Source organism: Anaerosolibacter carboniphilus (genome assembly GCF_014205875.1).
Lineage (GTDB): Bacteria > Bacillota > Clostridia > Peptostreptococcales > Thermotaleaceae > Anaerosolibacter > Anaerosolibacter carboniphilus.
In genome coordinates this window covers 194,260-218,877 of sequence record NZ_JACHEN010000002.1, presented here as the reverse complement: position 1 = coordinate 218,877, position 24,618 = coordinate 194,260, and the positions used below count along the sequence as shown (strand labels likewise).

The window sequence follows — 24,618 nt, the reverse complement described above, 5'->3', positions numbered from 1 at the left end:
ATATCCTTCCAGATTTATATACCCACTGACATGATTATTCGGACTTTTTTAAGATAGAAAATGGATAATCCATCTAACTATATATTACAAGGGAACGCACCCCTGTGCCGTTCCAGATTATTGACTGTTTATCAACGGAACACCACAAGGGGTGTTCCCTACCCAGGATGGCAGTTGGGTTGGTATCTGTGGTCAAAGGACGATTCGTGAATCGTCCCTACCCATGTGTACAGTATTTTGTAGAAATCGGCGTTCTCGTCGTTCCCTACACAAAATCATGATGAATTGATCTATCGTAGGGTTGGACGACCCTGTCCAACCGTTATTGTTGCGACGTATTTTTCTACAATCCTGACCGAATCAACTTTACAAAAAAATAAAAAGAGACATGAGTCCACTGATCTCACATCCCTCATTCTTATGTAGTGGAGCTAGTGAAGGGAATCGAACCCCCAACCTGCTGATTACAAGTCAGCTGCTCTACCGTTGAGCCACACTAGCGAAGATGGTGACCCATCCGCGGCTCGAACGCGGGACACCTTGATTAAAAGTCAAGTGCTCTACCTACTGAGCTAATGGGTCATACTGTTTGTATCACAGTTATATATATTACAGGATACAACAGCATAAGTCAACACGAAACGATGAATTTTTTTATAGAAAAATTTTCATAATTACTAGCTATTTCTCCCAACGTAAATCCTTTCCGTAGAACTTAAGGATTGTAAATTCCCCAAAAATTCTGGAGGAAACCCGCTGACTATAGATATTAGCGATCTCAACTGGGGATAAATTGGTAGAGATCAATATCTTTCTCCCCTGGATTAATCGGGAGTTGATGATATTGAAAATTTCCGTATTGGTAAAGGCATTGGTCAGTTCTGTGCCCAGATCATCAATGATCAAGAGGTCACAGTCAAATAATAGCTGATAGGCCATCTCCACATCCGGTGTTCGATTGTTATTGAACTTATAATTCTCCAAGATTTCTAAAATCTTAAAAGCTGTCTGATAAATAACGATCTTTCCTTTGTCCAAAAGGGATTTGGCAATACAATTGCACATGAACGTCTTACCTAGACCTGTAGATCCATAAAAGAATAAATTCTCCTTTAGGTTTCGATCAAAGTTAATGGTGAAACCCTCTGCGATGCTCAAAATGTTTTGCATATTTTGTTTTGGTGATAGATCTTCATCTTTGTATTTGCTATCAGAGAAGATATCCAGATTAAAAGATTGAAAATTTTCTTGCGCTAAAACTTTAGCCATGTTGGACATTTCATAGGCCCGATTGATAAGACGCTGTTTAAAGCAGCTACATTTCTGGCCCTCAGATAAAAAGCCTGTATCCTTACAGGACTGGCACTGATGATTTAATTCCAGGTAATTCAGAGGAAAATTGTTTTCTGTCATCAGTATAGCTTTCTCCTGTTTTAATTGGTCCATTTTATCTTTGATTTCCTGCAAAGCTTCCTCATGGTTTTGAGGATTGGTTAGGATTACCCTAGCGACCATCATGCCTGTTTTTGAAATCTCTTCATCGATTTGCTTTACCCTTGGAACCAGGCCATATACATGTTGTTTTCTTTTTTCTAATTCCTTATACTCGTAATCTCTGATCTTCTCATAGCCTAGTAATATTTCTTTGACAAATGGATTATGCAAGGTTAACACCTACCCTATTTCTTTTTTCTCAGTAATTCCTCTAACTCTTCATTTGTATATTGGAATGAGGGTTGTTCAAAATTATGGAATCTATTATTTGGTTGTTTCGCTGGTTTTTTGAATAATGATTTTTCCATAGGACGTTGTTCTGGAATATCCTCAACAGATTTTACATTACCGGTCTTCCAAGCAGCCAAAATACTATTTATGTAATTGATATTGGGATTAGAGGTCTTCTTAGAGTTCTCGCAAGCTTTCAAAATGACTTCCATGCTGAAGCTCCAGTCATCCAACCAGGTGTCCATCGTTTTCTTTTCTGCCTCTGAAGGCTCTCGAAAATTGAAACCAAGGGCTTTGAAAATCTTATCATATTGTACATACCTTCCATCTGTTTTAGAAAGGTATTCCTCCAACTTTTCAGCTGTAGTGATCCCGTTGTCATACCAGCTTCGAATGACAGCCTCCACATATTTTATATTTTTAATTTTTTTCTGCTGTATGCAGTACATAAAGGCCTGCGTAATAAGATCAGGATCCATATTGTAATTGTAGATCCACTCAAGGATCTTCATCATCTCATTGGGGACAAGGCTTCTCCGTACCAGCTGATTAATTTGATAAAACATATCCTTGATCTCAGGGACCTTATTTGCTTCGATTAAATCCCCAGGCGAAGAAGTATAAAAGGCTTTTTCGGCCTCTTCATCACTGCTGTTGATTTGTATACTTTTGAAGTTGTTATGTATGTATAATTGCTTGAGACTTAGAAATTCTACGATGAATTGAGTCTTGTCTTCTTCCTCTACAAGGTGTTTCCGTATGATGCCTTTTTTCTCCCAAAAATCCCAGGCATCCAACACGTCAGATAAAGGGATATCCAGGTGTTTTGCAATGGTTTGATTGTTCAAAGACAAAGAAGTATCATCATCCTGGGCATATTTATAGCCTAATAAATAGACCTTTACATAGGTGCCATTGGCCATGGGCATAAAATCATTGATAAAGATATTCTCAATAGGGGTATCACCCAAGTCAAAATCAACAGTCTGCTTGATAAAACGCACGCATCTCATCCTCCCTTTCCTTAGAGATATGGATTAATTCTATTATATCATAACCTTTGCGGGGAAATTAAGCTAGGGAAGAAAATATGTACATATTGGAAAAACCCTGACATATAGTAATATAAGCACAAAAAATAGCATAGGGGGGATTTTATTGATAAAGGTTAGATTGAACAAAAGATTCACAGCATTCACCATCGTATTTTTAATCTTAGCCTTATCTGTATTTGCAGCAAAATATCAAATGATAGAAAAAGTAACATCTGTTTATTCAGGTGTAAGAATACCTACAGGAAAAAACATCAACGAGTATGATATAAATGCACAGCTAGACCCCGTGGAAAAAATATTGACAGCCACCCAAAAAGTAAGATACGTGAATAACTCCAATCGGTCTTTCAATGCCATCTATTTTCATCTCTATCCGAACGCCTTCAAGTTGGAGCAAACAGTACCCTTTGAAAAAGGTGAGATGGAACTTGCCTATCCTGGCGGATTTGAAGAAGGTAACATCACCATCTCCTCTGTAAAAAAGAACAATGAAGTATTAACTCATTTGGTCATTGGGAAAGGAGAGACCATCTTAAAGGTAAATCTAGGAAAATTATTGGAATCAGGAGAAGCTATAGAGTTAGAGATGGAGTATACAGTAAAAATTCCCCCAAGCTATGGCAGATTTGGTTATGGAGAAAACACCATCAGCATTGCCAATTGGTATCCCATTGCAGCTGTATTTGATCATAAAGGCTGGAACTTAGAGCCCTATTATGCGATTGGAGATCCTTTCTACAGCGATGTAGCAAACTATAGGGTTTCCATGGCCTTACCGCCTGAATATACCCTAGCAACTACAGGGAATATCACAAAAAAAGAAAATAAAGAGGGAAATATAGTATGGACTATGGATGCCAAGGCAGTTCGAGATTTTGCCATGATTACCAGCGACCAATTTAAGATGCTGGAGGATAAGGTGGATGGTATAAACATATTTTCCTATTATTTTGAAGATGAATATGCAGACATTGCGCTGGATACGGCAGTAGATTCCATCAAAATATTTAGCGAGAGTTTTGGGAAATACCCTTATGACCAATTTTCCGTAGCAGCGGCTGATTTTTTCATTGGGGGCATGGAGTATCCCAACCTTGTTTTTATCGATGAGGGGCTGTATCGAGAGGAGCGTAAGGATATTTTAGAGTATGTCATCGCCCATGAGGCTGCCCACCAATGGTGGTATGGCATTATAGGGAACGATGAGGTTAATGAACCATGGTTAGATGAGGCTCTAACGGAATACTCGACCCTCCTCTACTATGAGAAAAAATACGGCAAAGAAGTGAAGGATCAGATTTACAAAAACATGATCGTCAGATATTATGATGCCTATCGAGATAATGAACCCAATGGAAATGAAGCAGTGTATCGAAGCATTAATAAATTTAAGGATTCCATAGAATATCAAGTAATGGTGTACTACAAGGGGGCGATGTTTGTAGAAGACCTAAGAAATCAGCTGGGAGATGAACAGTTCTTTAAGGTGCTAAAGGTATACTTTGACAAATATAAATTTAAAAATGCAGACACTGAGGGCTTCATCAAAATCTGTGAACAAGTGACAAATAAGGAATTGCGAGGAAACTTTAAAGAGTGGCTGCGATATAATAAGGAATAATTTAGCAATTTTCACATAGAATAATAATAATAGCTGTCCATATTCTGGTAAACTCATTGATAACGATATAATATCGTACAAATTATGTCGGAATGCCACGAATATACTTACCCAGTTAGGGGTTGATTAAACAAATAAGTATTGATATAATAAAAAAGCTTAGGAATGTTACACAAGTGTTACAAAAAAGTATACAACATGAACCAACATTTGTGGAAATAGAAGCAGTGAAAAACAATAGAAAAATTAGAAGGGAGTTTTTTCAATGCCGAACAGCAAATTCCCTGAGCATGTAAAGCGGTTCCTTTCACAATCGAATATACGCCTAAGAAGATATATTGCCCGTTTTGCCCATATGAGTCGAAAAGATCAACGTAAAGTAGCCATAGTATCCATATCAGCAGTAGTTATATGCTTTCTGGCCATCTTTATCTATGTTCAAAACATAGCCTACGCCGTGAAGGTTGATGGAAAGATGGTCGGTATTGTCCGAGAAAAGGAAGATTTCTCTAAACTTATTGAAACCATGCAGGCAAATCTGCATCGTACATATAATCGGGAGATTGTACTCAACCAAACCATTGTTTATGAGAAAATCAGGGCCAAGAAAAAAGAGCTGACACAACCCGAGGCGCTGAAGACAGCAGTAAAGGAAATGATGCATTTTCAAGTGAAGGCCTTTGGTATCAAAGCCAATGATAAGGTGATTGCCACATTATCCTCCCAATCAGAGGCTCAGAAGGTTTTAGATCAAGTCAAAGGATCCTATACGAGCGGTGAAAAAAGCACCTATGCCCAGATCTCTTTTGGGGAGAAGGTTGAAGTTATAGAAATAGATGCAGAATTCAGTGAGCTTAGAACTGCGGAGGAAGCGTTGAAGCTGATTCAGCAAGGAACCGATGAAATAAAGGTTCACGAGGTTCAGAGCGGTGAGAGCTTTTGGAGTATCGCGAAAAAGTATGGTTTGAAAGTAGAAGAGTTACAGGCTGCAAATCCAGGAGTTAATCCTGAAAGACTGCAGCTAAAGCAAAAAATTAACTTACTCATGGCGAAACCTCTTTTGACCGTAGCTACGGTAGAAAAGGTAAGATACGAGGAAAAAATTCTCCGGGAGATTGTATTGGAAGATACATCGGCTCTTTACAAGGGTGATAAGAAAATAAAGGTTGAGGGCAAGGATGGTGCAAGGGAAGTTCTAGCTGAAGTTATTCGCGAGAATGGCGTAGAGGTGGAGCGGAAGATTCTTGAAGAAAAGATTCTTTCTCAGCCAGAAAAACAAGTTGTTTTACAAGGTACCAAGGCAAAGCCTTTGACGGTGGCTACCGGGTCCTTTAGCAACCCAGCCAGAGGGTCTTTATCATCAAGATTTGGCTGGAGATGGGGAAGGAAGCACGAAGGAATTGATATTGCAGCAAAGATAGGAACCCCTATTTATGCGGCAGATGGTGGAAAGGTAAGTTTTTCAGGCACCCAAAGCGGATACGGGAAGGTTGTTATTATTGATCATGGCAATGGATTGCAGACAGTTTATGGTCACAATAGCAAGAATCTTGTCTCCAAAGGGGATAAAGTATATAAGGGACAAAAGATTGCTGAAGTAGGAAATACAGGACGGAGTACAGGACCCCATGTGCACTTTGAAGTTCGAAAGAATGGAAAGCCTGTAAATCCACTATCCTATGTAAAATATTAATATAAGCCTGGCGATAAGCCAGGCTTTTTGTTTATAAAAATAGAAACAACAGCGCCAAAAGACTAGAGTCAAAACCCATCCTAGGGTTTTGTCGCCTTGACCGGCCAAATCTTGGCCTAGGCGAAGATGGTTGAGGGCTCCCTTGACTTGGGGTGATATCCTCTACACCCAGGGCTTTATTAATATTGATAATGCCAGAACCCTCTGCCGTTTTAGGTTCTCCAATGGCTACACAAGTGTTCATAAGTTTATTTTTAACCGATGAAGGAGAGAGGTTTGCATCTTGCTCATACATGAGGGCGGCAACCCCTGCAACCATAGGAGACGCCATGGAGGTACCAGAGTGGCTTACATAGGCGGTAGGACCTGTATTGGATAGAGATGTAATATTGACCCCTGGGGCCACTACATCAGGCTTGATACCACCACTAGGCGTTGGACCTCTACTGGAGAAATCTGCTACAAAATCATCGGCATAGGTGGAGGTGCGGTTATCATCGACGGCACCTACTGTGATGACGGAGGGCGTGATACCAGGAGAAGTGATGGTCCGGGCATTGGGACCACTATTACCAGCTGAAACCACAACGGTTAATCCGCTTTGTACAGCGGCAGCAGCAGCCCTGGATAGAGGATCATCTCGGTGGCTGTTATCTGCTGGAGAACCAAAGGACATATTGACAACTTTGATATTGTATTTCTCCTTATTATCGATGACCCATTGAATACCGGCGATGATATCGGAAGTAGTACCGCTTCCTTCTTCATCGAGGACTTTTACACCGATAATATTGGCCTCTGGTGCAATACCTTTATAACGTTCGTTACTAAAACCATTCCCTGCAGCAATACCCGCCACATGGGTTCCATGACCATCATCATCATAGGGCTGAGGGCGACTATTGATAAAATCCTTAAAGGCAATGATGCGATTGGTAGGTCTCACCAGGTCATAATGGGGATAGACACCAGTGTCCAGGATGGCAATCCCTACACCCTTTCCAGTATAGCCTGCCTCATTTGCCAAGCTTGCATTGGCGGCTAAGGAAGCAAAGTCCATGCATTTAAATACCTTGGCATCATCATTGATGAATTGTACCATGTGATGGGCTGCCACTTGATCCACGGACTCCGCGGGAATCTCAGCAGCAATGGCGTGGATTGCAGGAAGCTCATACTTTATCTTTCCACCAGCCTGTTGAATACATTCTCGAATATGGTCACATCTGCCTTGGCTATAGACAATCACAGATAGTGTTTGCTTAGACCCAGCGGCAATTCGTTTCTGAACAGTAGGATGAACAAACTTCTTTCTTACCATGTTTTGGTTCATTCAACTCACTCCATATCATTAATTTTCTGGAAAAATCCTATTTTCTCAGTACCAATGTATGCCAGTATGGCAGGAAGTGTTCGACATGGAAAAAAGCTTAGTGTTCTTTCATGGTGGTTTTGGTAATCTATTGTAATTGTTTTGTAATAGTTGACATAATACTGTAAATCATTTATCATTCATTTAGAAAGCAGACATTCTCCTTCCCAATAAAACATATACATACTCTTATAAAGGGAGGGGATATAAATGAAAAGAGTATTGCAGAGAAAGACAGGGGTTTCCCTATACCTTCTTCTAGCGGTGATACTATGCTTGGGTGCATTCCGACCAGAGGTGCTGAAAGTCAGCTTATATCCTCTTTTCCGCGAAGTCCAATCTAGAATCATCGATTATAAGACAAAGGATTTTGGTGTAAGGGAAACAGAACACTTTATTATAAAATATCAAAAATCAGATCAAGAAGTGATCGATCTGGTGGCAGAGGCATCTGAAAAGCATTACGATGATGCCAGCAAGTTACTGAATTATTATCCAGAGGAAAAAACAACTGTCGTGATTTACGACGATCCTGCAAAGCTTATGAAAAATGCAAATCTAGGGCAAGGAAAGCCTCCTATGGGGGTATACTATGCATCTACTATTCAAATTCTATCTCCGAGACAATGGATTCCAGAAAATGCAGACATGAGAGAAATATTTATCAATGAAGGGCCAATGGTCCATGAATTTGCCCATCTACTGGTAGATGACCTGACACGAGGAAACTATCCACTGTGGTTTACAGAGGGGGTTGCCCTATATCAAGAATATGTGAATACAGGCTATGAATGGGGCAAGGATCTGGAATTTGAGGGGACTCCCTATGACATAGAGCAATTGACAAACAATTTCCATGAACTTGATGAAATGTTGGCCTATAAGAGATCCTTTGAAATGATGAAATCGATGGTAGAAAACAATGGATCAGAAGACTTAAACAAGATTTTAAGGGAATTGGGCAAGGGAGAAGAATTTGAAAGAGCCCATCAAAAAGTTTTTAATAAGACAGTTGAAACAATTTATGAAAAATAACGTCAAAAAGAGCAGGATATATTGGGGTAATATATCCTGCAAATTATATGTCAAAGGAGGAGTTGTTTTCTCTGTAAAATTAAAATAGGATAGTAGTTAGGTAGAAATGTAGAAATTGGAGAGAAAGCGACGAAAAATGTTTATACTATCCATAAAGACTAATGTCATTATATCTTATATTAGCAGCCATAGATATGGGTAAAATGTAGGATTCATCTAGTGCTAAAGTAGGACAAGGAAAATCATGGGATCATCATTCTCAAGATATAAATGAAAAAACTTTCAGCAAACTTTAAATATTTTATGTTGGGGCAAAAGGATTCAAAGAAAAAAAAAAGAATACTATCAAGAGAGATCAAAGTGATGGGGTGAATTTGCGTGAAAAGGAAAGTACTTGTAGTAGATGATGAAAAACCGATTTCGGATATTTTAAAGTTCAATTTAGAAAAAGAAGGCTATGAGGTTGGCGTTGCCTATGATGGAGAAGAAGCTGTTCGTAAGGTATACCAGTTTGAGCCGGATTTGATTCTATTAGATATTATGCTGCCAAAGCTTGATGGTTTTCAAGTATGTAAAAAAATCCGGGAAAGCATGAACACGCCGATCCTAATGCTGACTGCAAAAGAAGAAGAGGTGGATAAGGTCTTGGGCCTAGAACTAGGTGCAGATGACTATATCACGAAGCCTTTCAGCGTAAGGGAACTGATAGCTCGGGTAAAGGCGAATATGCGTAGGATGGATTCCAATGGCAATGGCGTGAAGGGCCAAGCCTTAAGCTTTGGCTTGTTAAATATCGATTTAAACAAGTATGAAGTGAAAAAGGGACAGGAAACCATTGATTTGACCCTAAGGGAATTTGAATTGTTAAAATTCCTAGCTACCCAAGAGGATCAAGTGTTTACCAGAGAGCAACTTCTTGAGGAAGTATGGGGTTATGAGTATTATGGTGATATCCGTACGGTGGATGTTACGGTAAGAAGATTAAGGGAAAAAATTGAAGACAATTCCAGCAACCCTCAATATATCCAAACGAAGAGAGGCGTAGGATACTACTTTAGGAGGGGCTAATGATGTTTCGAAGCATTCAGTGGAAATTTATTACCATCTACTTTCTCCTGGTATTCATGGCCATGGTGATTGTAGGTGTGTTTATTTTACAACAATTTGAGGAGTATCACCTAGGTGTTGTCAGTGGAAACCTAGAGAGAGTTGCTCGAAATACGGTGTTGCCTGATCTGAGTAAAATAAATGGGTTAGATGCCAATCAGAATGAAGTGCAAAGCATGATTAAAAACTGGCAGATCGCCTTGAGTGATGAAATCTCTGTGGTAAACACAGATTTTAAGATTATTGCCAGCAGCAATGACAGCTTGATTGGCAAAAATGTGTTAGATATCGTGGACGAGCATTTGTTGCTAGACGGTCGCGCAGGACGAATGGCAGAAGGAAGAGACTTTGTTACAAATCAAACTACAGGAGAAGTTACGCCTGTAAAGAATATCATCTTTCCCATTGAGGATGCCAATAGAAAAATTCAAGGCATCTTATATTTCCGTTCAGATTTAGGAAATATTTATACAACTTTAGAAAATTCAAAGGATATTTTAATCGAGGCTACAGCATTAGCATTATTCATTACGGTAGTGCTTGGTTTTTTTATAGCTAGAAGTGTTACAGAGCCTATCACTGATGTGACAGTGAAGGCAGCCAAAATGGCAAAGGGAGATTTTGATCAGGTTGTAGAAGTGAAATCTGATGATGAAATTGGTCAATTGGCCAGTATGTTTAACTATTTGACAGAAAAGCTAAAGGATACCTTATCTGAAATTTCCAGTGAAAAGAGTAAGATGGAAACCATCTTAAATTATATGGCAGATGGATTGATTGCAGTCAATATGCAAGGCCATGTCATTCATGCCAATCCTAGCGCCATGAAGATGCTAAATCTATCGAAGCATGAACTGATTTGTGATTCCTATGATGATTTGATTCGTAATCTAAATGAAAGTCTAACCCTTGATTATCTTTCAGAAAACAATCCAGACTGGGAGGGCAGTGAGATTATCCGCATCAATGATTCCATTTATCAAGCCAACTATGCGCCTTTTAAGGATGAAAAGGATGAGAAAGCAGGCATTGTTATGGTGCTGCAGGACATTACGGAACGCCAGAAGCTAGATAATATGCGGAAAGAGTTTGTAGCCAATGTATCCCATGAGCTAAAAACACCTTTGACCAGTATCAAAAGCTATACAGAAACCTTGTTGGATGGTGCCCTGGAAAATAAGGAGATGGCCGAACAGTTTCTAAAGGTTGTGGATAGCGAGGCAGATCGAATGACAAGACTTGTAAGGGATTTGCTCCAGCTGTCTAGTTTGGATTACAAGCAAGTGAAATGGAATAAAAAAGATTATGACTTAGTGAAAATTGTTAAAAATTCTGTTATGAAAGTAGAAATGACTGCAAAAAATAAAAGTCAAACCTTAGAATATATTTCTCAGGAAGACAGTATGCCAGGCTATTTTGATAGTGATCGAATCGAACAAGTCATTCTAAATATTGTATCCAATGCTATTAAGTATACACCGGAGGAGGGCCAAATTAAAGTATTCTTAGAGTGTAAAGAAAACCAAGGCATCATTCGCGTTGTCGACAATGGAATGGGTATTCCGAAAGAGGATATTCCTAGATTGTTTGAGCGTTTCTATCGGGTTGATAAGGCACGATCAAGAGAAATGGGCGGTACTGGCTTGGGGCTTTCTATCGCAAGGCAGATTGTGGAAGCTCATAATGGAAGTATACGCATAGACAGTGAATATGGAGAGGGTACGGAAGTGATCATTCAACTGCCATTAGAGGAAAAAGTTGTGTAATGGGAATTTAAACCGCCTGTAATATGTCTGTAACATTCATAGTATATAATGTAAATGTATAATGATGAATGTGTACACTAGGAGGAATTGTGATGTTAAAAAAGGTTGTCACGGGTGCACTGGTCGTTGTGATTTTGGGCACAACAAGTGTAACAGGCCATGCTGCATCAAGTAAGATACCATCTTATCGATATGCTCGAAATACTACAGAAAACTATGTGAAGATTATTCAACCTTCTGCAGATCAAAATATTATTTTTGAAAATAATGTATTAATCTCTGTGCAGGTTTATGATAATGCCACTGTTTCTTTGAAAATTTACAAGCAGGATGCGGTAAAGGCAGATAAGGTAAAAATTGAGGAATTTGAAGTCGATGAAAAAACAACGATCAAAGGGGCAGTAGTCCTTGACGATAAGATCGATCAAGGTGAAAAATTCTACCAAAAGAGAATTAAGTTAAGCCCTGGAGAATATGCTATCGTGTCTGAGATTAAGGATAAAGATGGAAAGAAACAAAAACCCATGGTGAAGAAATTCACGGTGAAAAATAAAGATGAAGAAGTGACTAAAACCTTAAAAGACATCCAAAGTACCGACGCCTTAGGTAATTTATTGAATAAAGAATAATTTAATTAACAAATAGATGTATATGGAGTGATGACCAAAATGCGTAAGGAGAGCTTTAAGACAATACTGCTGGCAGTGCTGGTTGTTTTAAGCATCGCCCTTACCCAACAGCTGTGGATTACTATGCCAACGGCTTCTGGCATACCTTCTTCAAAAGAAAAGACTCTACAGGCAGATCGCAATAAACTGAATGAAGTGAATAGCATATCTGACGTTATTAACCCCCAAAGCTTTGTAATTAGTTTTGGGGGTAAAGATCATACAGTACTTTTTTCCGACTCCCATGGAATCTGGAAGGAAGTACTGCCGATTTTAAGGGGATACTTTGAAGATGGGATTACCGTTGAAGATATAACACCAGCGCGATGGGAAGAAATTAGCGATATAAGAGCAATCAAAATGGAGTTTGGCTACAGCATGCCCATCGGTATTTTAAGTAGTATCGTAGGAGGTAAAGGACCTGGCATTCAAGGGAAAATAATTGCTTTGGATAGCATTTTGATTCCTGTGTCAGAGGATGGGGTTATTTACATATCTGACAAATTCAATGGAAGATTTTTTAGATTGCTCGGCAAAATCAATAAGGACAAAGTGGCTTTCTTAATAGATCAGATCGGGAGTCAATACAATTACGATTACTATTCATCCATTCGACAAGTTTATGCGATTGATAATAATGTGTTGGTTCCACTAGATCTATCGAGGGAACTATTAAAAATAAAAGTTGAAAATGAAATCAACGTTGAGGGATTAAAGCAGGCATCTACTTATGCAAGTACTTTAAAGCAGATAGATATTTTTGCCAGTGCTTTTTTTGGAGAGAACTTTGACTTTGTAAAGAAAATCATTCAAACCGATGGTTCGGTTATTTATATGTACGGCTATGGCCAGAAGGTGCTGAAAGTAAGCGCGTCTGGTGCCATGGAGTATGTAGAGGGATTGGACAATAACAAGGCCACAGCCAGTACGGATATAACCGAGTCTATCAAAACAGCGGTTCAGTTCGTAATTTCTCGGGAGATTACGCCGGGTCAAGATATTTATTTAAGAGACATTCGCCCCATTGGAGGTAATGAAGGAGATAAGAGGAAGGGATATCAGCTTCTCTTCGCAAATCGTATCAATGGTCTTCCTGTGTATGTAAAAGAGAATCCATCCCAGGCATCCATTGAGGTCCAAGTATTCGGGAAGCAAGTTACCTCTTATAAAAAGTTATTATTAAGGGAAAAAATTGATGTGAGTTTTATTCCACCTCAGCGTCCAGAGCCATTGGCCATCTATGAGGTGATTGATATCAATGCAGAGATAATGAAAAGAGATCTTGGTCTCACAGGAGATGAAGATAAGGTATTCAATGATATCATGACAAAACTAGCATCCGTTCAACTCTGCTACTATGGCGATAATGCCAGTGACAAAGGCGAATTGATTCCCGTGTGGAAAATACAAATAGAGGATGGCACATATTTCTTTGATGCTATGAAGGGAAATATTATCAATCGTATGAAAGCAAAAATATAAGGAATGGTGAGGAAACTATGGATTGGTCAAAGGCGAAAAACATACTAATCATTGCGTTCATTGTTACCAACGTGTTTCTCGTCATTACTATTGAAAGAAATTTATTTCAGGAGCCAAATCTTCCACTACCTATCGATAAAACTGTTCAAGGCGTAATCCATGTCATGGAGGAAAAAGATATCCATATCAAAACGGATATTCCTCGAACCATGACGCCCATGCCAGTTTTGGAGGTGGAATATGAGACCTATGAAGATGAGGAGATTGCTAGACTTGCCTATAAGGAGAAGGATAGGGACAATGGTCCAAAGGGGCAGTTTGAAGTGGTAAATGATAAAATTCTTATATATGCTGCTGATGGCAGCAGCAAAGTGGGGGTAAGAATTGACAGTAAAAAAGCCCAGGATAGGGCAGAAGGTTTTTTAAAGTATTATGGATTTATGAAAAATGATGTAGATTATTGGCGTACAGATTTTGATGGTGAATCGTATAACGTAGTATTTAAACAGAGATATAAAGGGACTTTTTTAGAAGATAGCTATATGAACATCCAAGTGACGGAGTTAGGTGATATACAGTATTTTGAAAGAGTATGGTTAAGACCCATCAACTTAGGGGATAGCAAAAACGAAATCATGCCAGCGACCAAGGCGTTGTTAAAAGCTATTGAAAAACTAAATGAAATCGAAGGACCAAAAACGATTATAGACGTTGGCGTAGGCTATCGTTTTGATCCACCTAGCATGCAAAATGCAAAATCCGGGACGGCCTTCCCTGTATGGAGAATTGCCCTGGAAGAAGGTACAATGATTTTTATCGATGCCTATGAAAACCATTGATTAAAAAATAAGAATGAAAGCAAAATCTCTGTAAATATGATACAGAGGTTTATTTTTTTGCTTAAAAGTCATCGTTTCCATATAATTGCTACTTATCAAATAGAAACAATAGTGATATAATGGGTGAAGGTTAACATATCATAGAATTGGGGAAGTATAACTTTTGATTGAAACATTGCGCTTTCGTTGGTTTACATAAACATGTAATCATTCATTGAAAGGATTGAAAACAAAACATGGAGAAGTTTGTTATTGAAGGTGGGCACCAATTAAAGGGGAAAGTCAGTATTAGCGGATTTAAAAATGCCGCAGTGGCCATCATACCGGCTGCAATTGTGGCAGGAGATAAATGTACGATTGAAAACCTACCGAATATCAAGGATGTAGAAGTGTTAGGTGAAATTCTCCAAGAGCTTGGAGCGGATGTGGCATTTGACAGCCAGTTAAAGACAATGCATATAGATAGCAGTAAGATTCAAGAGTGCTATGCACCCTATGAAATGGCGAAGAAGCTTAGGGCATCCTATTATCTTTTAGGTGCAGCTTTGGGAAGGTTTAAAAAGGCTCGTGTTGCTTATCCGGGCGGCTGTGATATTGGTACAAGACCGATTGATCAGCATATTAAAGGCTTTGAAGCTTTAGGAGCAAAGGTCAACATCGATCATGGGATTGTTCATGTGGAGGCAGATGAACTGGTGGGGGCAGAAATTTATCTGGATGTGGTGAGCGTAGGTGCAACCATCAATATTATGCTGGCTGCGTGTAGAGCAAAGGGTACCACCATTATCGATAATGCTGCGAAGGAACCCCATGTGGTGGATGTGGCCAACTTTTTAAATTCCATGGGCGCAGATATTCGGGGCGCAGGAACGGATGTAATCAAGATTCATGGCGTCGACGAAATGAGAGGATGTACTTATAGTGTAATTCCAGATCAAATTGAGGCAGGAACGTTTATGATTATTGCCGCGGCTACCGGTGGTGATGTAGTTGTTGACAATGTGATCCCGAAGCACTTAGACCCAATCACGGCTAAATTGCGAGAAATGGGATTGGAGATAGAAGAAAACGGAGAATCGATTCGCATCATGGGTAATGGAAGACCCAAAAAGTGTAATATAAAAACTCTGGTTTATCCTGGGTTTCCTACAGATTTGCAGCAGCCTATGTCAGCGTTGCTGACTCAAGCCATAGGAACTAGTATTGTAACGGAAACCATTTATGAAGGTAGATTTAAGCACGTGGATGAACTGAAGCGCATGGGTGCAAAAATCAAAGTAGAGGGTCGTGTTGCTGTTATTGAGGGCATTGAACGCCTGTCAGGGGCCGCCGTATCAGCCACTGACTTACGAGCTGGTGCCGCTTTGATTGTGGCAGGCTTGATGGCGGAAGGGTTCACAGAGATTGAAAATATTCATTATATCGATCGAGGATATGAAAATATCGAGCAGAAGCTCGTTAGCCTTGGCGCCAAAATTTCTAGGAGCATTGAAATATAGACAGGCAGTATATTACCGCCTGTTTTTCCTTTTATATATAAGAAGGATTATACTAGAGATATAGAACTGGAGGATTTATATGGGATTTCGATTTTGTTCTTTAGCCAGCGGCAGTAGCGGAAACTGTCAGTATATTGCTACAGAAGAATTCCGTATCCTGCTGGATGTAGGGTTAGCAGGAAAAAGAATAGTGCAGGGGCTGGAAAGCATCGGAGAGAATGCTGAAAAGATAAATGGTATTTTGGTGACCCATGAGCATAGCGATCATATTAAAGGAATTGGAATATTGTCTCGAAGGTTTAATATACCGATCTATGCAAATACTAAAACATGGGAAGTTATGAGAGATAAAATTGGTGTTGTTCAAGAAGAGAATATCCGATATTTTGAAACTGGAAAATCTTTTGAAATCGGAGATATCTCCATTAAAGCTTGTTCTATTTCCCATGATGCGGCTGAGCCAGTGGCATTTTCTTTTCATCATGATCAGGCAAAGATCAGTGTGGCTACAGATTTAGGTTATGTAAGTGATGAGATTAAGGAAGAAATCCAGGATGCAGATTTTTTGGTTTTGGAATCCAATCATGATGTAAACATGCTGAAAATGGGGAAGTATCCTTGGTATTTAAAAAAGAGAATATTAGGGGATCATGGACATATATCTAATGATACAGCGGGGAGCGTGCTGGCAGAAATGATGGAGAACAATGGATCATTTCGGCATGTATTGTTGGCCCATCTGAGCAAGGAAAATAACTTTCCTGAATTGGCCTTTGAAACGGTAAAAGGCATACTCAACGCCAGAAAAATAAAGGTAGGAATGGATATAAATATAGATTTAACCTATCGAGATCGGGTAAGTAAAGTATATGAGGTATATAAATCACTATAAAGAAAGAAGGGAAGCCCATGGATTATCGTAATGATGATCAGGATCAAGACGACTTCCAAAAAAGGATTGCTTTTCAAGAGGGCGAAGAAGAGAAGAAGGAAGAACAGCCATCCAGTGAAAGCTATTATGTTACCAGGCCAAGAGCAAGCTACTATTACAAGGAAAAAAAGACTCCTTATGTTACCATCGTTGTGGTGGCATTGATTGCTGGCATGTTGGGGAGTATCCTAGGTGCCTATATCGGACCAAGGTATTTATATGGTAAGTATGTGCCGTATCCTCAGACCGATGGTGTCGGTCAGCAGCAGATCGAAATTGTGACCAAAGGCGAGGAACTCAATGTGATTCCAGCAGTGGCAAAAAAAGCCATGCCTTCCGTGGTAGGAATCACGACGATTACTGTCCAGAGAGATCTTTTCTTTGGTGCCAGAAAAGGTCAAGGTGTAGGGACAGGGGTTATTGTAGATAGTCGAGGATACATATTGACCAATTCCCATGTGGTCAATGATGGTCGAAGTGAAGAAGTAAATGTGTTGCTCTATGATGGAGACACTACTAAGGCTGAGGTATTATGGAACGATCCCACATTGGATTTAGCTGTACTAAAGGTAACGGCCGAAAACTTAAAGGCTGCTACGCTAGGAGACTCTGATAAAATTGTGGTAGGAGAAACGGCTGTAGCCATAGGAAACCCTTTGGGATTAACCTTTGAAAGGACAGTCACATCAGGTATCATCAGTGGTTTAGAGAGAAGTATCCCCCTCAGCGAGTTTGAAAGCATTGAGGGACTGATCCAAACGGATGCATCCATCAATCCTGGAAACAGTGGAGGCCCCTTGTTAAATACCAAGGGAGAGGTTATTGGGATCAATACGGCCAAGATTCAAACAGGCGAAGGTTTAGGCTTTGCGGTGCCTATTAATATTGCAAAACCTATTGTAGATGAGTTTATTGAGAAAGGCGAATTTACAAAGGTACAATTGGGAATCCGTGGTATCGGTGTAACCCAATACATAGCTAGCTATGGCAACAACTTGGGAACAGAAAAAGGCGCATTTATTTATGAAATCGTAGAAAATTCTCCAGCCAGTAGAGCAGGATTGAAAGCTGGAGACGTAATCACCTCTATTGATGACGAAAAAATCGACACGATGGGACAACTGGTGAGACAACTCTATCAGTATAGGCCTGGAGATCGGGTGGTCCTTGAAATTGTTCGTGAGAAAAAGAGAATGACCTTGGAGGCAACCTTGGAGAGCACATCTCAAAGATAATAAAGGGTATAGAACCTGCTGGATTGTGATAAACTAAAAAATAATGACTATGGAGTGGATAGCATGTACGTAGTATGCCCCGATCATCTCTCTGAGGCTATAGACGATTTTGTAGAAGTCTATGAGCAGCCGCCGGATCTTTACGAATTAGACAAGGTGTCCTTTACCGATTGGATTACACCCAATACCTGTGATTTTTGTGATAAAGGACCTAAATATTTAGTGGTATAATATAGGCGAGGGAAACCTCGCCTTTGTTTTTGGAAGATAAATTTTACATGAGGTAAACTTGCATGCTCATTCTGAAATCAAATAACTAGGGAAAGGCGCCCTCATCGTTTCGGGCAGGATTAAGTATTTACCATAGGAGGACGATACCATGCTCAGGAGTATCTCAGCGCAGGAACTACGAGAAAAGATAGAGAACCATGAAGATTTGATCATCATAGATACTAGGCTGCCTAGATTTTATAAAGAAAGCCATATCCCCCATGCAGTCAACATGCCCTTTGTATTTGAAATGCCCGGGGAGGCTTATACATTACCCAAGGATAAGGCAATCGTGGTCAGCTGCTACATAGGGCGATCAAGCAAAGCCTTTGCCTTTATGCTCAGCGAGAAGGGCTATGAAAAGGTGCTAAATCTCACGGGAGGTTACACTGCTTGGAAAAAGGAAGTTGAGGGAGATGAAAATTATACCTTTACTTTGACAGAGGAGGACGAAGAATGAATATAACGATTATAGGTGTTGGGAAGGTAAAAGAGAATTTCATGGTAAAGGCCATAGATGAATATGCAAAACGATTAAGTAGGTATTGCAAGCTAAATATCATTGAAGTATCCGATGAGAAGGCGCCCGAAAATTTAAGCGATAAAGAAATGGAGCAAGTTAAAGCAGCAGAGGGAGAGAATATCTTAAAGCACGTGAAGGAAGGCATGTATGTGATTGCTCTGGATATTCAAGGAAAGATGCTATCCTCTGAGGAGCTGGCAGACAAGATGGAGAAGCTGGGCTTGCAGGGAAATAGCAGTGTCGCTTTTATTATCGGAGGATCTTTGGGCTTATCGAACGAGGTAAGAAAGAGAGCCGATTTTCGTCTGTCCTTTTCACCTATGACTTTTCCCCATCAGCTGATGCGGGTGATCCTGCTAGAGCAGATTTATAGGGGCTTTCGGATCATGAAGGGTGAACCGTATCATAAATAGTTATGTTTTTTTAGTGCAAGAAGAAATATAATAGGATTGATAAAAGAGATTAATTATTGGATTTTATTGTAACTGCGAAGAGACATTAGGAGTCAATGATATGGATTACATATATTTAATAGAGAATACCATTAAATATATCGAAGAAAGTTTGGAAGAAGAATTGACGTTAGATTCACTTTCAGAAAGGTGCTACTTGTCTAAGTACTATTTTCATCGTATTTTTTCAGCAGTGATGGGCTGCTCATTAATAGAATACATCAAGCAACGACGCCTTAATAAAGCCCTCACCTATGTGCTGGATACCTCTGAACCTATAGTGAACATTGCCTATAGGCTACAGTTTGGTTCTCAAGCTTCCTTTACCCGAGCTTTTAAAAACAACTATGGTTTTCCGCCCGGTTATGTGCGCAAAGGAGCAGTGAAGTTAAGCCCTACACCGGTCCCTGCTGTTCTTAAGAGAGCGCTGAAGAATTTTAATAGTGATGTGGTAACAGACTTCACATTTGTAGAGGAAGAACAACAAGTTTTAATAGGTTTCTACATGGACGTGGATCTTTCTGATCAAGATATTCAATACAGAGTGAACCGTAAAGCTAAGGCCTTTTTACAGTCCGTAAAACCTAAAGATGGGTATAATGCCTTTGCAATCTATTTTCAAAAGACCTCGGAGTTGGAAAATAAATGTATTCATACTTTTTTCGGGATTGGCTGGAAAGCAGAAGATGAAAACTTAGTTTGGCCAACATACAAGCTTCCTAATATGCTTTATGCTAAGTTTCGATATACAGGTGATTTGCTGTATATAGGGGATATGGTTGTTCGAGATCTAAAGCGGTGGATGACTATCGCTAAAATCGAAATGGTTGAGACAGAGATATCTTTTATACAAGCCTATGATCAGACGTATCAAGAAGATGGTTCATTTAGTTTATTCTTACCAATTCGAGCAATACCGCAAGGAATGTAAAGAACGAATTCCTTCTATCACTTATACTAATAGTTAAGAATAGGAGGTGCAAATATGAAAATTGTTGCATATAATGGAAGTCCAAAAGGCAAGAATAGTGTTACGAATCTGATGATTGATGAAGTGTTAAAAGGCGCTCAGGAGAAAGGTGCAGAGGTAGTTAACTATACACTTTCAGAAAAAAATATTCACCACTGTACTGGATGTTTTCATTGTTGGTACGTGGAGAAGAACAAGTGTATTTTGAATGATGATATGGAAGATGCCATATCCCATTTTGAGGACCTTGATATCCTCATATTGGGTACACCCCTGTACTTTGATAATGTATCGGGTATGTTAAAGGTATTCTTAGACCGATGTATTGCCTATGGATCATACTTTATAGAAAAAGATGAACATGGGGAAAGCAAGCACATTGACGCTTATAAGGAAAAACATAATGGAAAACAGGCGCCTAGAATTATTGTAATCAGCAACGGTGGATTCGCAGAAAAAAGTCAGTTCCAAGCTTTGGAATTTATGATGGATCGAATGGCAAGAAACATGAGTTCCGAAGTGATAGCAAAGATTTTTAGAGGACAAGGGCCCCTTCTGGCTATGAAGAATGAGCAATTGAAGCCCATTGTTGATCATTATCGGGAGTTGCTTAGACAAGCGGGAAGAGAAATAGCAACACAGTGTTGTATTAGCGAACAAACACAAGGGAAATTAGATGCGCCGCTTATACCTGTGGATGTATATAATCAACAGATTAATAGCCGATAAAGAAATGCAGCTGATCGAAAAGGTTAGCTGTATTTCTTTATGGAACTATAATATCCGCCTAAGAAGACCGCAGTTACAGCGATACGGTGAGCCGTATCATGAGTGACTGGGGTTTTGCACATGTACATTTTTACATACTATTCATGTCGAGTGTGTGCTGTTGATTGAAAGAAAGTAAGCGAATAATTTAACCCTGAATCCGAGAAAATCATTTTTATGCCCTTTTTCAGTACGTTTTCATTTTAACTTTTTTTGACATTCGTTAGCTGGACTGTGATGCTTGGGTTCTACACGAGTTCTACAGGATTGCATAGATGAAATGGTAAACGGCGGTTTAATATGCAAAAGAAATAGGGTGTACAAGCTGACGTAATTCATCAAAAAGCCTGGTTTTCTAAAAAAGAAAACCAGGCTTTTCGGTCATTTAAAAGATTTTTAGCTTTAAGGGCTAGCGGTTAAAGACTGAACTCCAATCAAAATCTCCAGATTCCTCTATATTTTTAGGCCAATCACAGCACCATTTTGGTACGGATGGAGTCTCTACTCTATCAAGGCTAGGCGTGTAGGGTTTAATGTCTAAAATAGGGGTTCCGTCCTTGGCATCGATATAAGCTAAGCCAATGATGCCGTTTTGAGTATCGATATAAGTCACATAGCTACAGGTTAGCGCAATAGGATTTGGACGCTCTGGAGAACGTGTTGCAAAAGTTCCTAATATCTCCGGGGAATTTTTGTAAGGGCTTTTCTCAATAAGTTTTGAGCGGGAGTCAGCGTTATCACACTGATCAAACCACCAAAGCACATTAATGTAACTGAAATCCTCAAGATTTGTAAGGGCAGGGGTATATTCTTTATCCAATACTAACCGCGTTCCCTTATCATCTACATGAATTTTGCCAATTGATTTCACAATAAATTGTTCCATAAATAAATCTCCTTTTCGCTTTATTTACGGCGCCGTTATATTCAGTATACCAATGTGTTTTTATACTACAAGCATTTTTGAGAAATAATTTGTGAACGGTAAAGGCTTGTTATATCAAAATACCCATATCCTTTTTACGTTTACAAAATATTATTTAATGGGAATATATATGTCAAATTCTCCATTGCGCATAAATCTCTCATCATATAGTTCCAGCTGCGGTCTATAATCTAGTTCATACCCTGAAGCTGGAATCCACTTAGTAAATATATTGTCGTAAAATTCTCCTAAATCTTTTAAAGCACCGATATAAGTATATACGATATACTTACCCTCTTGAACAACCTTTGTCTCCATATTTTCTGGTACATCCTCAAAGCTGTCTACTTCTGCACATGCAGTATAGTGAAACCTATCTTCTGAATCTAGTTCACCATCGCATATACCATAACACAGCATGGACTTACTTTTCTGCTTTATGTCTTTGTAGTGTTTGTTGAATACCTCCCAAAGACTTGGAATTTCTCCATTCTTGTTGTCTCCAAAGTAGGTGATACCTATAGCCTTGAATTCTTTGATGTTCACGATTTTTCCTTCCATATTATTAACTCCCTTCATTTATTGGATATTTGAATTATATCAAGTAATCCTTGCCAATAGTATGTCAGGAATTTATCTAGTTTTATATAAATTTAAGATTTTAGTGGATTTTTTGATTATGTATTCCCGAAGTTCTACGGGTTCTAAAACCTCTATTCTGTCGCTCAGTGGAAAGAGTACATTGCAAGCGGTTTGAAAACTTATCATATCTATGTCATAAATCCAATCATTCTCCACTTTACTGAAAGAATGCACATAAAAACCTTGAAGCGTTTGCTGCTTTTCTTCATAGAATTTAAGTTTAACAGGATAAACTTTAGGCTCTATCTTAAGGGAGGCATGTTTCACAAATTGTTGTTTACTATTTTCCCAAAAAGTTTCTAAAGAAAAGTTTTCTGCCATGCTGAAACTTTCATCTAGAACTTCAATATTTTCAATTCTATTACTCATAAAGACTCTAATATCATTTTTCAATTCACAGAAAGCTATTACATACCACTCTGAATTTTTAACCACAGCACCATAAGGTCTTAAAATTCTTTCAGATACTTCTCCATTAAATTTTTTATAGCGCACCTTTAACTTTTTCAAATTAAGTACTGATTTTTTAATGATATCTATATTCTTGCTCTCTATTCTTTTGCCCCACCATGGTTCTGAATCAATAAAAAATCTTTCCTTAGCTTTGATGAGTTCTTCTTTATGTTCTTTTGATACGTTGTTTTCAAGCTTAATCATAGCATTTTTAAGTTGTTGAGCCATTTCAGTGTTCTTTTCCGGTCTAATGCCCATACTTGAAAGTAAAAGATGAATTGCATCTCCACTTTCCAAGACATTTGAATTAATTTTGTAGTCTTCCATAAAAGAATAGCCTCCATTAGGACCTGGAATTGAAAAAATAGGAATGCCTGCTTCACATAATATATCGATATCTCTATATATGGTTCTTTCCGAGGTTTCAAGTATCTTCGCTAAATTTTTTGCCGTCATTACCCCCCGTGAATCAAGCAGCATAATAATTCCCAAAAGTCTGTGAAGCCTCATTAAAAACACTCCTATCTTAATTGATTTGAGAATTTATCAAAAATGAAAAATGCTATATATAAAAATATGACCATCTAAAGTTCAATATAGGATATTCCTTATACCTATTATAAGAAATAAAACAATTCAATTGAATAATTTTTGTGCAAGCAATGTTAAAAGAAAAAACATATATTTGTCCTAGGATGAGTTTTTTGATGGTCTCACTTTTCCTAGTAAGAAACAAATAGTTTGAGGGAAAAATTTTTCATTTTATTTTTTATTAAAGGTTCGCTAAAGGTAGAGTGTTTATGATAGTAAATGTAAGGCAGCTGCTTACAAAAAAATTTTTTGGAGGTATCATGAATATGAAAAACAAAACTCTATCAATGCTGGACACAGCAAAAAAGAAAGTAGGCGCTATTGCTCTTTGTGGAGCACTTGTGGCAGCAATAGGTGCCGGAACGGCTTTTGCAGCAAATTCTATAACTTCCTTGCAGGTTAAAATGGAGAATGGCGTTAGAAGTTACTCTATGGATGATGGTAAGACCTGGAGCCAAAATGCTCCCGATGGTATAATGGTTAACGACAAGGACGGCAAACTCACCATCTCCAGCGGCACTCCGCCTAAAGATAGTGAAGGGAAGGGCTTATTGAGCAAAGTAGAAAATGGTGTAAGGTCCTACTCCACAGATGGAGGTGAAACCTGGAGTGAGAAGGCTCCTGATGGTGCAAAGGACGGCGTAACGATAGGTGAGGATGGAAAAATAACCCACATGAATGGTATTCCTTCTGGAGATGCTAATGGAACAGGTTTACAGATTAAAATGGAAAATGGTGTTAGATTCTACTCCACAGATGGGGGTAAGACCTGGAGTAAAAATGCTCCCAACGGTGTAACAATAGGTGATGATGGCAAAATCATCATGATGAACGGAACACTCCCGAAAGATGGTGAAGGGGAGGGCTTATTGAGTAAAGTGGAGAACGGCGTTAGAACCTACTCCACAGATGGAGGTAAGACCTGGAGTGAGAAGGCTCCTGATGGTGCAGAGGATAGTGTTACAATCGGGAATTAATCGGCATAAACTACAAATC

The 24,618-nt window shown here is 39.0% G+C and carries 23 protein-coding genes and 2 tRNA genes; 17 read left to right on the top strand and 8 right to left on the bottom strand.

Annotated elements, in window-relative coordinates; all coding sequences use genetic code 11:
• Positions 1–426 precede the first annotated feature (426 nt).
• The 4 genes from HNQ80_RS03040 to HNQ80_RS03025 all read right to left on the bottom strand — a co-directional run bounded on the left by HNQ80_RS03040 (position 427) and on the right by HNQ80_RS03025 (position 2,729).
• A tRNA-Thr gene (locus tag HNQ80_RS03040) sits at positions 427–501 on the bottom strand.
• A gap of 5 nt (positions 502–506) precedes the next feature.
• Positions 507–582 (bottom strand) — tRNA-Lys (locus tag HNQ80_RS03035).
• A 99-nt stretch (positions 583–681) separates the two neighbouring features.
• Positions 682–1,665 carry an ATP-binding protein gene (locus HNQ80_RS03030; RefSeq protein WP_184308040.1) on the bottom strand — a complete coding sequence of 328 codons (984 nt, stop codon included), beginning with the start codon at positions 1,663–1,665 and terminating at the stop codon, positions 682–684.
• Between the two features lie 14 nt (positions 1,666–1,679).
• Entirely contained in the window at positions 1,680–2,729 is a 1,050-nt protein-coding gene (locus tag HNQ80_RS03025; protein ID WP_184308038.1) for a DnaD domain-containing protein, read from the bottom strand.
• 154 nt (positions 2,730–2,883) lie between these two features.
• On the opposite strand from HNQ80_RS03025, the gene HNQ80_RS03020 reads away from it, so the two are divergent.
• Complete coding sequence (locus tag HNQ80_RS03020; protein WP_184308036.1) at positions 2,884–4,401, top strand: M1 family metallopeptidase; 1,518 nt, start codon at positions 2,884–2,886, stop codon at positions 4,399–4,401.
• 265 nt (positions 4,402–4,666) lie between these two features.
• Entirely contained in the window at positions 4,667–6,094 is a 1,428-nt protein-coding gene (locus HNQ80_RS03015) for a M23 family metallopeptidase (protein ID WP_184308034.1), read from the top strand.
• Positions 6,095–6,125: 31 nt separating this feature from the next.
• Here the strand turns inward: HNQ80_RS03015 and HNQ80_RS03010 are convergent, their stop codons facing one another.
• The gene (locus HNQ80_RS03010) at positions 6,126–7,427 is read right to left on the bottom strand and encodes a S8 family peptidase (protein WP_184308032.1); all 1,302 of its coding nucleotides are present in this window, start codon (positions 7,425–7,427) and stop codon (positions 6,126–6,128) included.
• 249 nt (positions 7,428–7,676) lie between these two features.
• On the opposite strand from HNQ80_RS03010, the gene HNQ80_RS03005 reads away from it, so the two are divergent.
• The 14 genes from HNQ80_RS03005 to HNQ80_RS02940 all read left to right on the top strand — a co-directional run bounded on the left by HNQ80_RS03005 (position 7,677) and on the right by HNQ80_RS02940 (position 20,972).
• A complete protein-coding gene (locus tag HNQ80_RS03005) occupies positions 7,677–8,501 on the top strand; it encodes a peptidase MA family metallohydrolase (RefSeq protein WP_184308030.1) in 825 nt (274 codons plus the stop codon).
• A gap of 378 nt (positions 8,502–8,879) precedes the next feature.
• The gene (gene yycF / locus HNQ80_RS03000; RefSeq protein WP_184308028.1) at positions 8,880–9,569 is read left to right on the top strand and encodes a response regulator YycF; all 690 of its coding nucleotides are present in this window, start codon (positions 8,880–8,882) and stop codon (positions 9,567–9,569) included.
• A gap of 2 nt (positions 9,570–9,571) precedes the next feature.
• Positions 9,572–11,374, top strand: coding sequence for an ATP-binding protein (locus HNQ80_RS02995; protein WP_184308025.1), 1,803 nt, complete (start codon positions 9,572–9,574; stop codon positions 11,372–11,374).
• A gap of 92 nt (positions 11,375–11,466) precedes the next feature.
• Positions 11,467–12,003: a hypothetical protein gene (locus HNQ80_RS02990; protein WP_184308023.1), complete on the top strand. Its 537-nt coding sequence runs from the start codon at positions 11,467–11,469 to the stop codon at positions 12,001–12,003.
• Positions 12,004–12,033: 30 nt separating this feature from the next.
• The gene (yycH, locus tag HNQ80_RS02985) at positions 12,034–13,524 is read left to right on the top strand and encodes a two-component system activity regulator YycH (RefSeq protein WP_207726830.1); all 1,491 of its coding nucleotides are present in this window, start codon (positions 12,034–12,036) and stop codon (positions 13,522–13,524) included.
• A 17-nt stretch (positions 13,525–13,541) separates the two neighbouring features.
• On the top strand, positions 13,542–14,363 hold the full coding sequence (yycI, locus tag HNQ80_RS02980; protein WP_184308020.1) for a two-component system regulatory protein YycI: 822 nt from the start codon (positions 13,542–13,544) through the stop codon (positions 14,361–14,363).
• Positions 14,364–14,599: 236 nt separating this feature from the next.
• Positions 14,600–15,862 carry a UDP-N-acetylglucosamine 1-carboxyvinyltransferase gene (locus tag HNQ80_RS02975; protein WP_184308018.1) on the top strand — a complete coding sequence of 421 codons (1,263 nt, stop codon included), beginning with the start codon at positions 14,600–14,602 and terminating at the stop codon, positions 15,860–15,862.
• A 79-nt stretch (positions 15,863–15,941) separates the two neighbouring features.
• Positions 15,942–16,754: an MBL fold metallo-hydrolase gene (locus tag HNQ80_RS02970; RefSeq protein WP_184308016.1), complete on the top strand. Its 813-nt coding sequence runs from the start codon at positions 15,942–15,944 to the stop codon at positions 16,752–16,754.
• 17 nt (positions 16,755–16,771) lie between these two features.
• On the top strand, positions 16,772–18,028 hold the full coding sequence (htrA, locus tag HNQ80_RS02965) for a serine protease HtrA (RefSeq protein ID WP_243182944.1): 1,257 nt from the start codon (positions 16,772–16,774) through the stop codon (positions 18,026–18,028).
• Between the two features lie 63 nt (positions 18,029–18,091).
• Positions 18,092–18,259, top strand: coding sequence for a CxxH/CxxC protein (locus HNQ80_RS02960; RefSeq protein WP_184308014.1), 168 nt, complete (start codon positions 18,092–18,094; stop codon positions 18,257–18,259).
• Between the two features lie 148 nt (positions 18,260–18,407).
• Positions 18,408–18,758: a rhodanese-like domain-containing protein gene (locus tag HNQ80_RS02955; protein WP_184308012.1), complete on the top strand. Its 351-nt coding sequence runs from the start codon at positions 18,408–18,410 to the stop codon at positions 18,756–18,758.
• The gene (rlmH, locus tag HNQ80_RS02950; protein WP_184308010.1) at positions 18,755–19,234 is read left to right on the top strand and encodes a 23S rRNA (pseudouridine(1915)-N(3))-methyltransferase RlmH; all 480 of its coding nucleotides are present in this window, start codon (positions 18,755–18,757) and stop codon (positions 19,232–19,234) included. Before HNQ80_RS02955 ends, rlmH begins: the two co-directional genes overlap by 4 nt.
• Positions 19,235–19,334: 100 nt before the next feature.
• Complete coding sequence (locus tag HNQ80_RS02945; protein ID WP_184308008.1) at positions 19,335–20,204, top strand: helix-turn-helix transcriptional regulator; 870 nt, start codon at positions 19,335–19,337, stop codon at positions 20,202–20,204.
• Positions 20,205–20,258: 54 nt separating this feature from the next.
• Positions 20,259–20,972 (top strand): flavodoxin family protein, encoded by a 714-nt coding sequence (locus tag HNQ80_RS02940; protein ID WP_184308006.1) that lies wholly within the window; start codon positions 20,259–20,261, stop codon positions 20,970–20,972.
• A gap of 448 nt (positions 20,973–21,420) precedes the next feature.
• Here HNQ80_RS02940 and HNQ80_RS02935 read toward each other — a convergent pair whose 3' ends face one another.
• The 3 genes from HNQ80_RS02935 to HNQ80_RS02925 all read right to left on the bottom strand — a co-directional run bounded on the left by HNQ80_RS02935 (position 21,421) and on the right by HNQ80_RS02925 (position 23,541).
• On the bottom strand, positions 21,421–21,897 hold the full coding sequence (locus tag HNQ80_RS02935) for an SAM-dependent methyltransferase (RefSeq protein ID WP_184308005.1): 477 nt from the start codon (positions 21,895–21,897) through the stop codon (positions 21,421–21,423).
• Positions 21,898–22,047: 150 nt separating this feature from the next.
• The gene (locus HNQ80_RS02930) at positions 22,048–22,497 is read right to left on the bottom strand and encodes a GyrI-like domain-containing protein (RefSeq protein ID WP_184308003.1); all 450 of its coding nucleotides are present in this window, start codon (positions 22,495–22,497) and stop codon (positions 22,048–22,050) included.
• Positions 22,498–22,569: 72 nt separating this feature from the next.
• Positions 22,570–23,541, bottom strand: coding sequence for a helix-turn-helix transcriptional regulator (locus tag HNQ80_RS02925; protein WP_184308001.1), 972 nt, complete (start codon positions 23,539–23,541; stop codon positions 22,570–22,572).
• A gap of 290 nt (positions 23,542–23,831) precedes the next feature.
• Between HNQ80_RS02925 and HNQ80_RS02920 the strand changes: the two genes are divergently transcribed.
• Positions 23,832–24,599 carry a sialidase family protein gene (locus tag HNQ80_RS02920; RefSeq protein ID WP_184307999.1) on the top strand — a complete coding sequence of 256 codons (768 nt, stop codon included), beginning with the start codon at positions 23,832–23,834 and terminating at the stop codon, positions 24,597–24,599.
• Positions 24,600–24,618: the final 19 nt, after the last annotated feature.

Coding starts and splice junctions, on each gene's coding strand:
- HNQ80_RS03015 (WP_184308034.1), top strand. CDS start 4,667: ATGCCGAACAGCAAATTCCCTGAGCATGTAAAGCGGTTCCTTTCACAA.
- HNQ80_RS03010 (WP_184308032.1), bottom strand. CDS start 7,427: ATGAACCAAAACATGGTAAGAAAGAAGTTTGTTCATCCTACTGTTCAG.
- HNQ80_RS03005 (WP_184308030.1), top strand. CDS start 7,677: ATGAAAAGAGTATTGCAGAGAAAGACAGGGGTTTCCCTATACCTTCTT.
- HNQ80_RS02995 (WP_184308025.1), top strand. CDS start 9,572: ATGTTTCGAAGCATTCAGTGGAAATTTATTACCATCTACTTTCTCCTG.
- HNQ80_RS02990 (WP_184308023.1), top strand. CDS start 11,467: ATGTTAAAAAAGGTTGTCACGGGTGCACTGGTCGTTGTGATTTTGGGC.
- yycH (WP_207726830.1), top strand. CDS start 12,034: ATGACCAAAATGCGTAAGGAGAGCTTTAAGACAATACTGCTGGCAGTG.
- yycI (WP_184308020.1), top strand. CDS start 13,542: ATGGATTGGTCAAAGGCGAAAAACATACTAATCATTGCGTTCATTGTT.
- HNQ80_RS02975 (WP_184308018.1), top strand. CDS start 14,600: ATGGAGAAGTTTGTTATTGAAGGTGGGCACCAATTAAAGGGGAAAGTC.
- HNQ80_RS02970 (WP_184308016.1), top strand. CDS start 15,942: ATGGGATTTCGATTTTGTTCTTTAGCCAGCGGCAGTAGCGGAAACTGT.
- htrA (WP_243182944.1), top strand. CDS start 16,772: ATGGATTATCGTAATGATGATCAGGATCAAGACGACTTCCAAAAAAGG.
- HNQ80_RS02960 (WP_184308014.1), top strand. CDS start 18,092: ATGTACGTAGTATGCCCCGATCATCTCTCTGAGGCTATAGACGATTTT.
- HNQ80_RS02955 (WP_184308012.1), top strand. CDS start 18,408: ATGCTCAGGAGTATCTCAGCGCAGGAACTACGAGAAAAGATAGAGAAC.
- rlmH (WP_184308010.1), top strand. CDS start 18,755: ATGAATATAACGATTATAGGTGTTGGGAAGGTAAAAGAGAATTTCATG.
- HNQ80_RS02945 (WP_184308008.1), top strand. CDS start 19,335: ATGGATTACATATATTTAATAGAGAATACCATTAAATATATCGAAGAA.
- HNQ80_RS02940 (WP_184308006.1), top strand. CDS start 20,259: ATGAAAATTGTTGCATATAATGGAAGTCCAAAAGGCAAGAATAGTGTT.
- HNQ80_RS02935 (WP_184308005.1), bottom strand. CDS start 21,897: ATGGAACAATTTATTGTGAAATCAATTGGCAAAATTCATGTAGATGAT.
- HNQ80_RS02930 (WP_184308003.1), bottom strand. CDS start 22,497: ATGGAAGGAAAAATCGTGAACATCAAAGAATTCAAGGCTATAGGTATC.
- HNQ80_RS02925 (WP_184308001.1), bottom strand. CDS start 23,541: ATGAGGCTTCACAGACTTTTGGGAATTATTATGCTGCTTGATTCACGG.
- HNQ80_RS02920 (WP_184307999.1), top strand. CDS start 23,832: ATGATAGTAAATGTAAGGCAGCTGCTTACAAAAAAATTTTTTGGAGGT.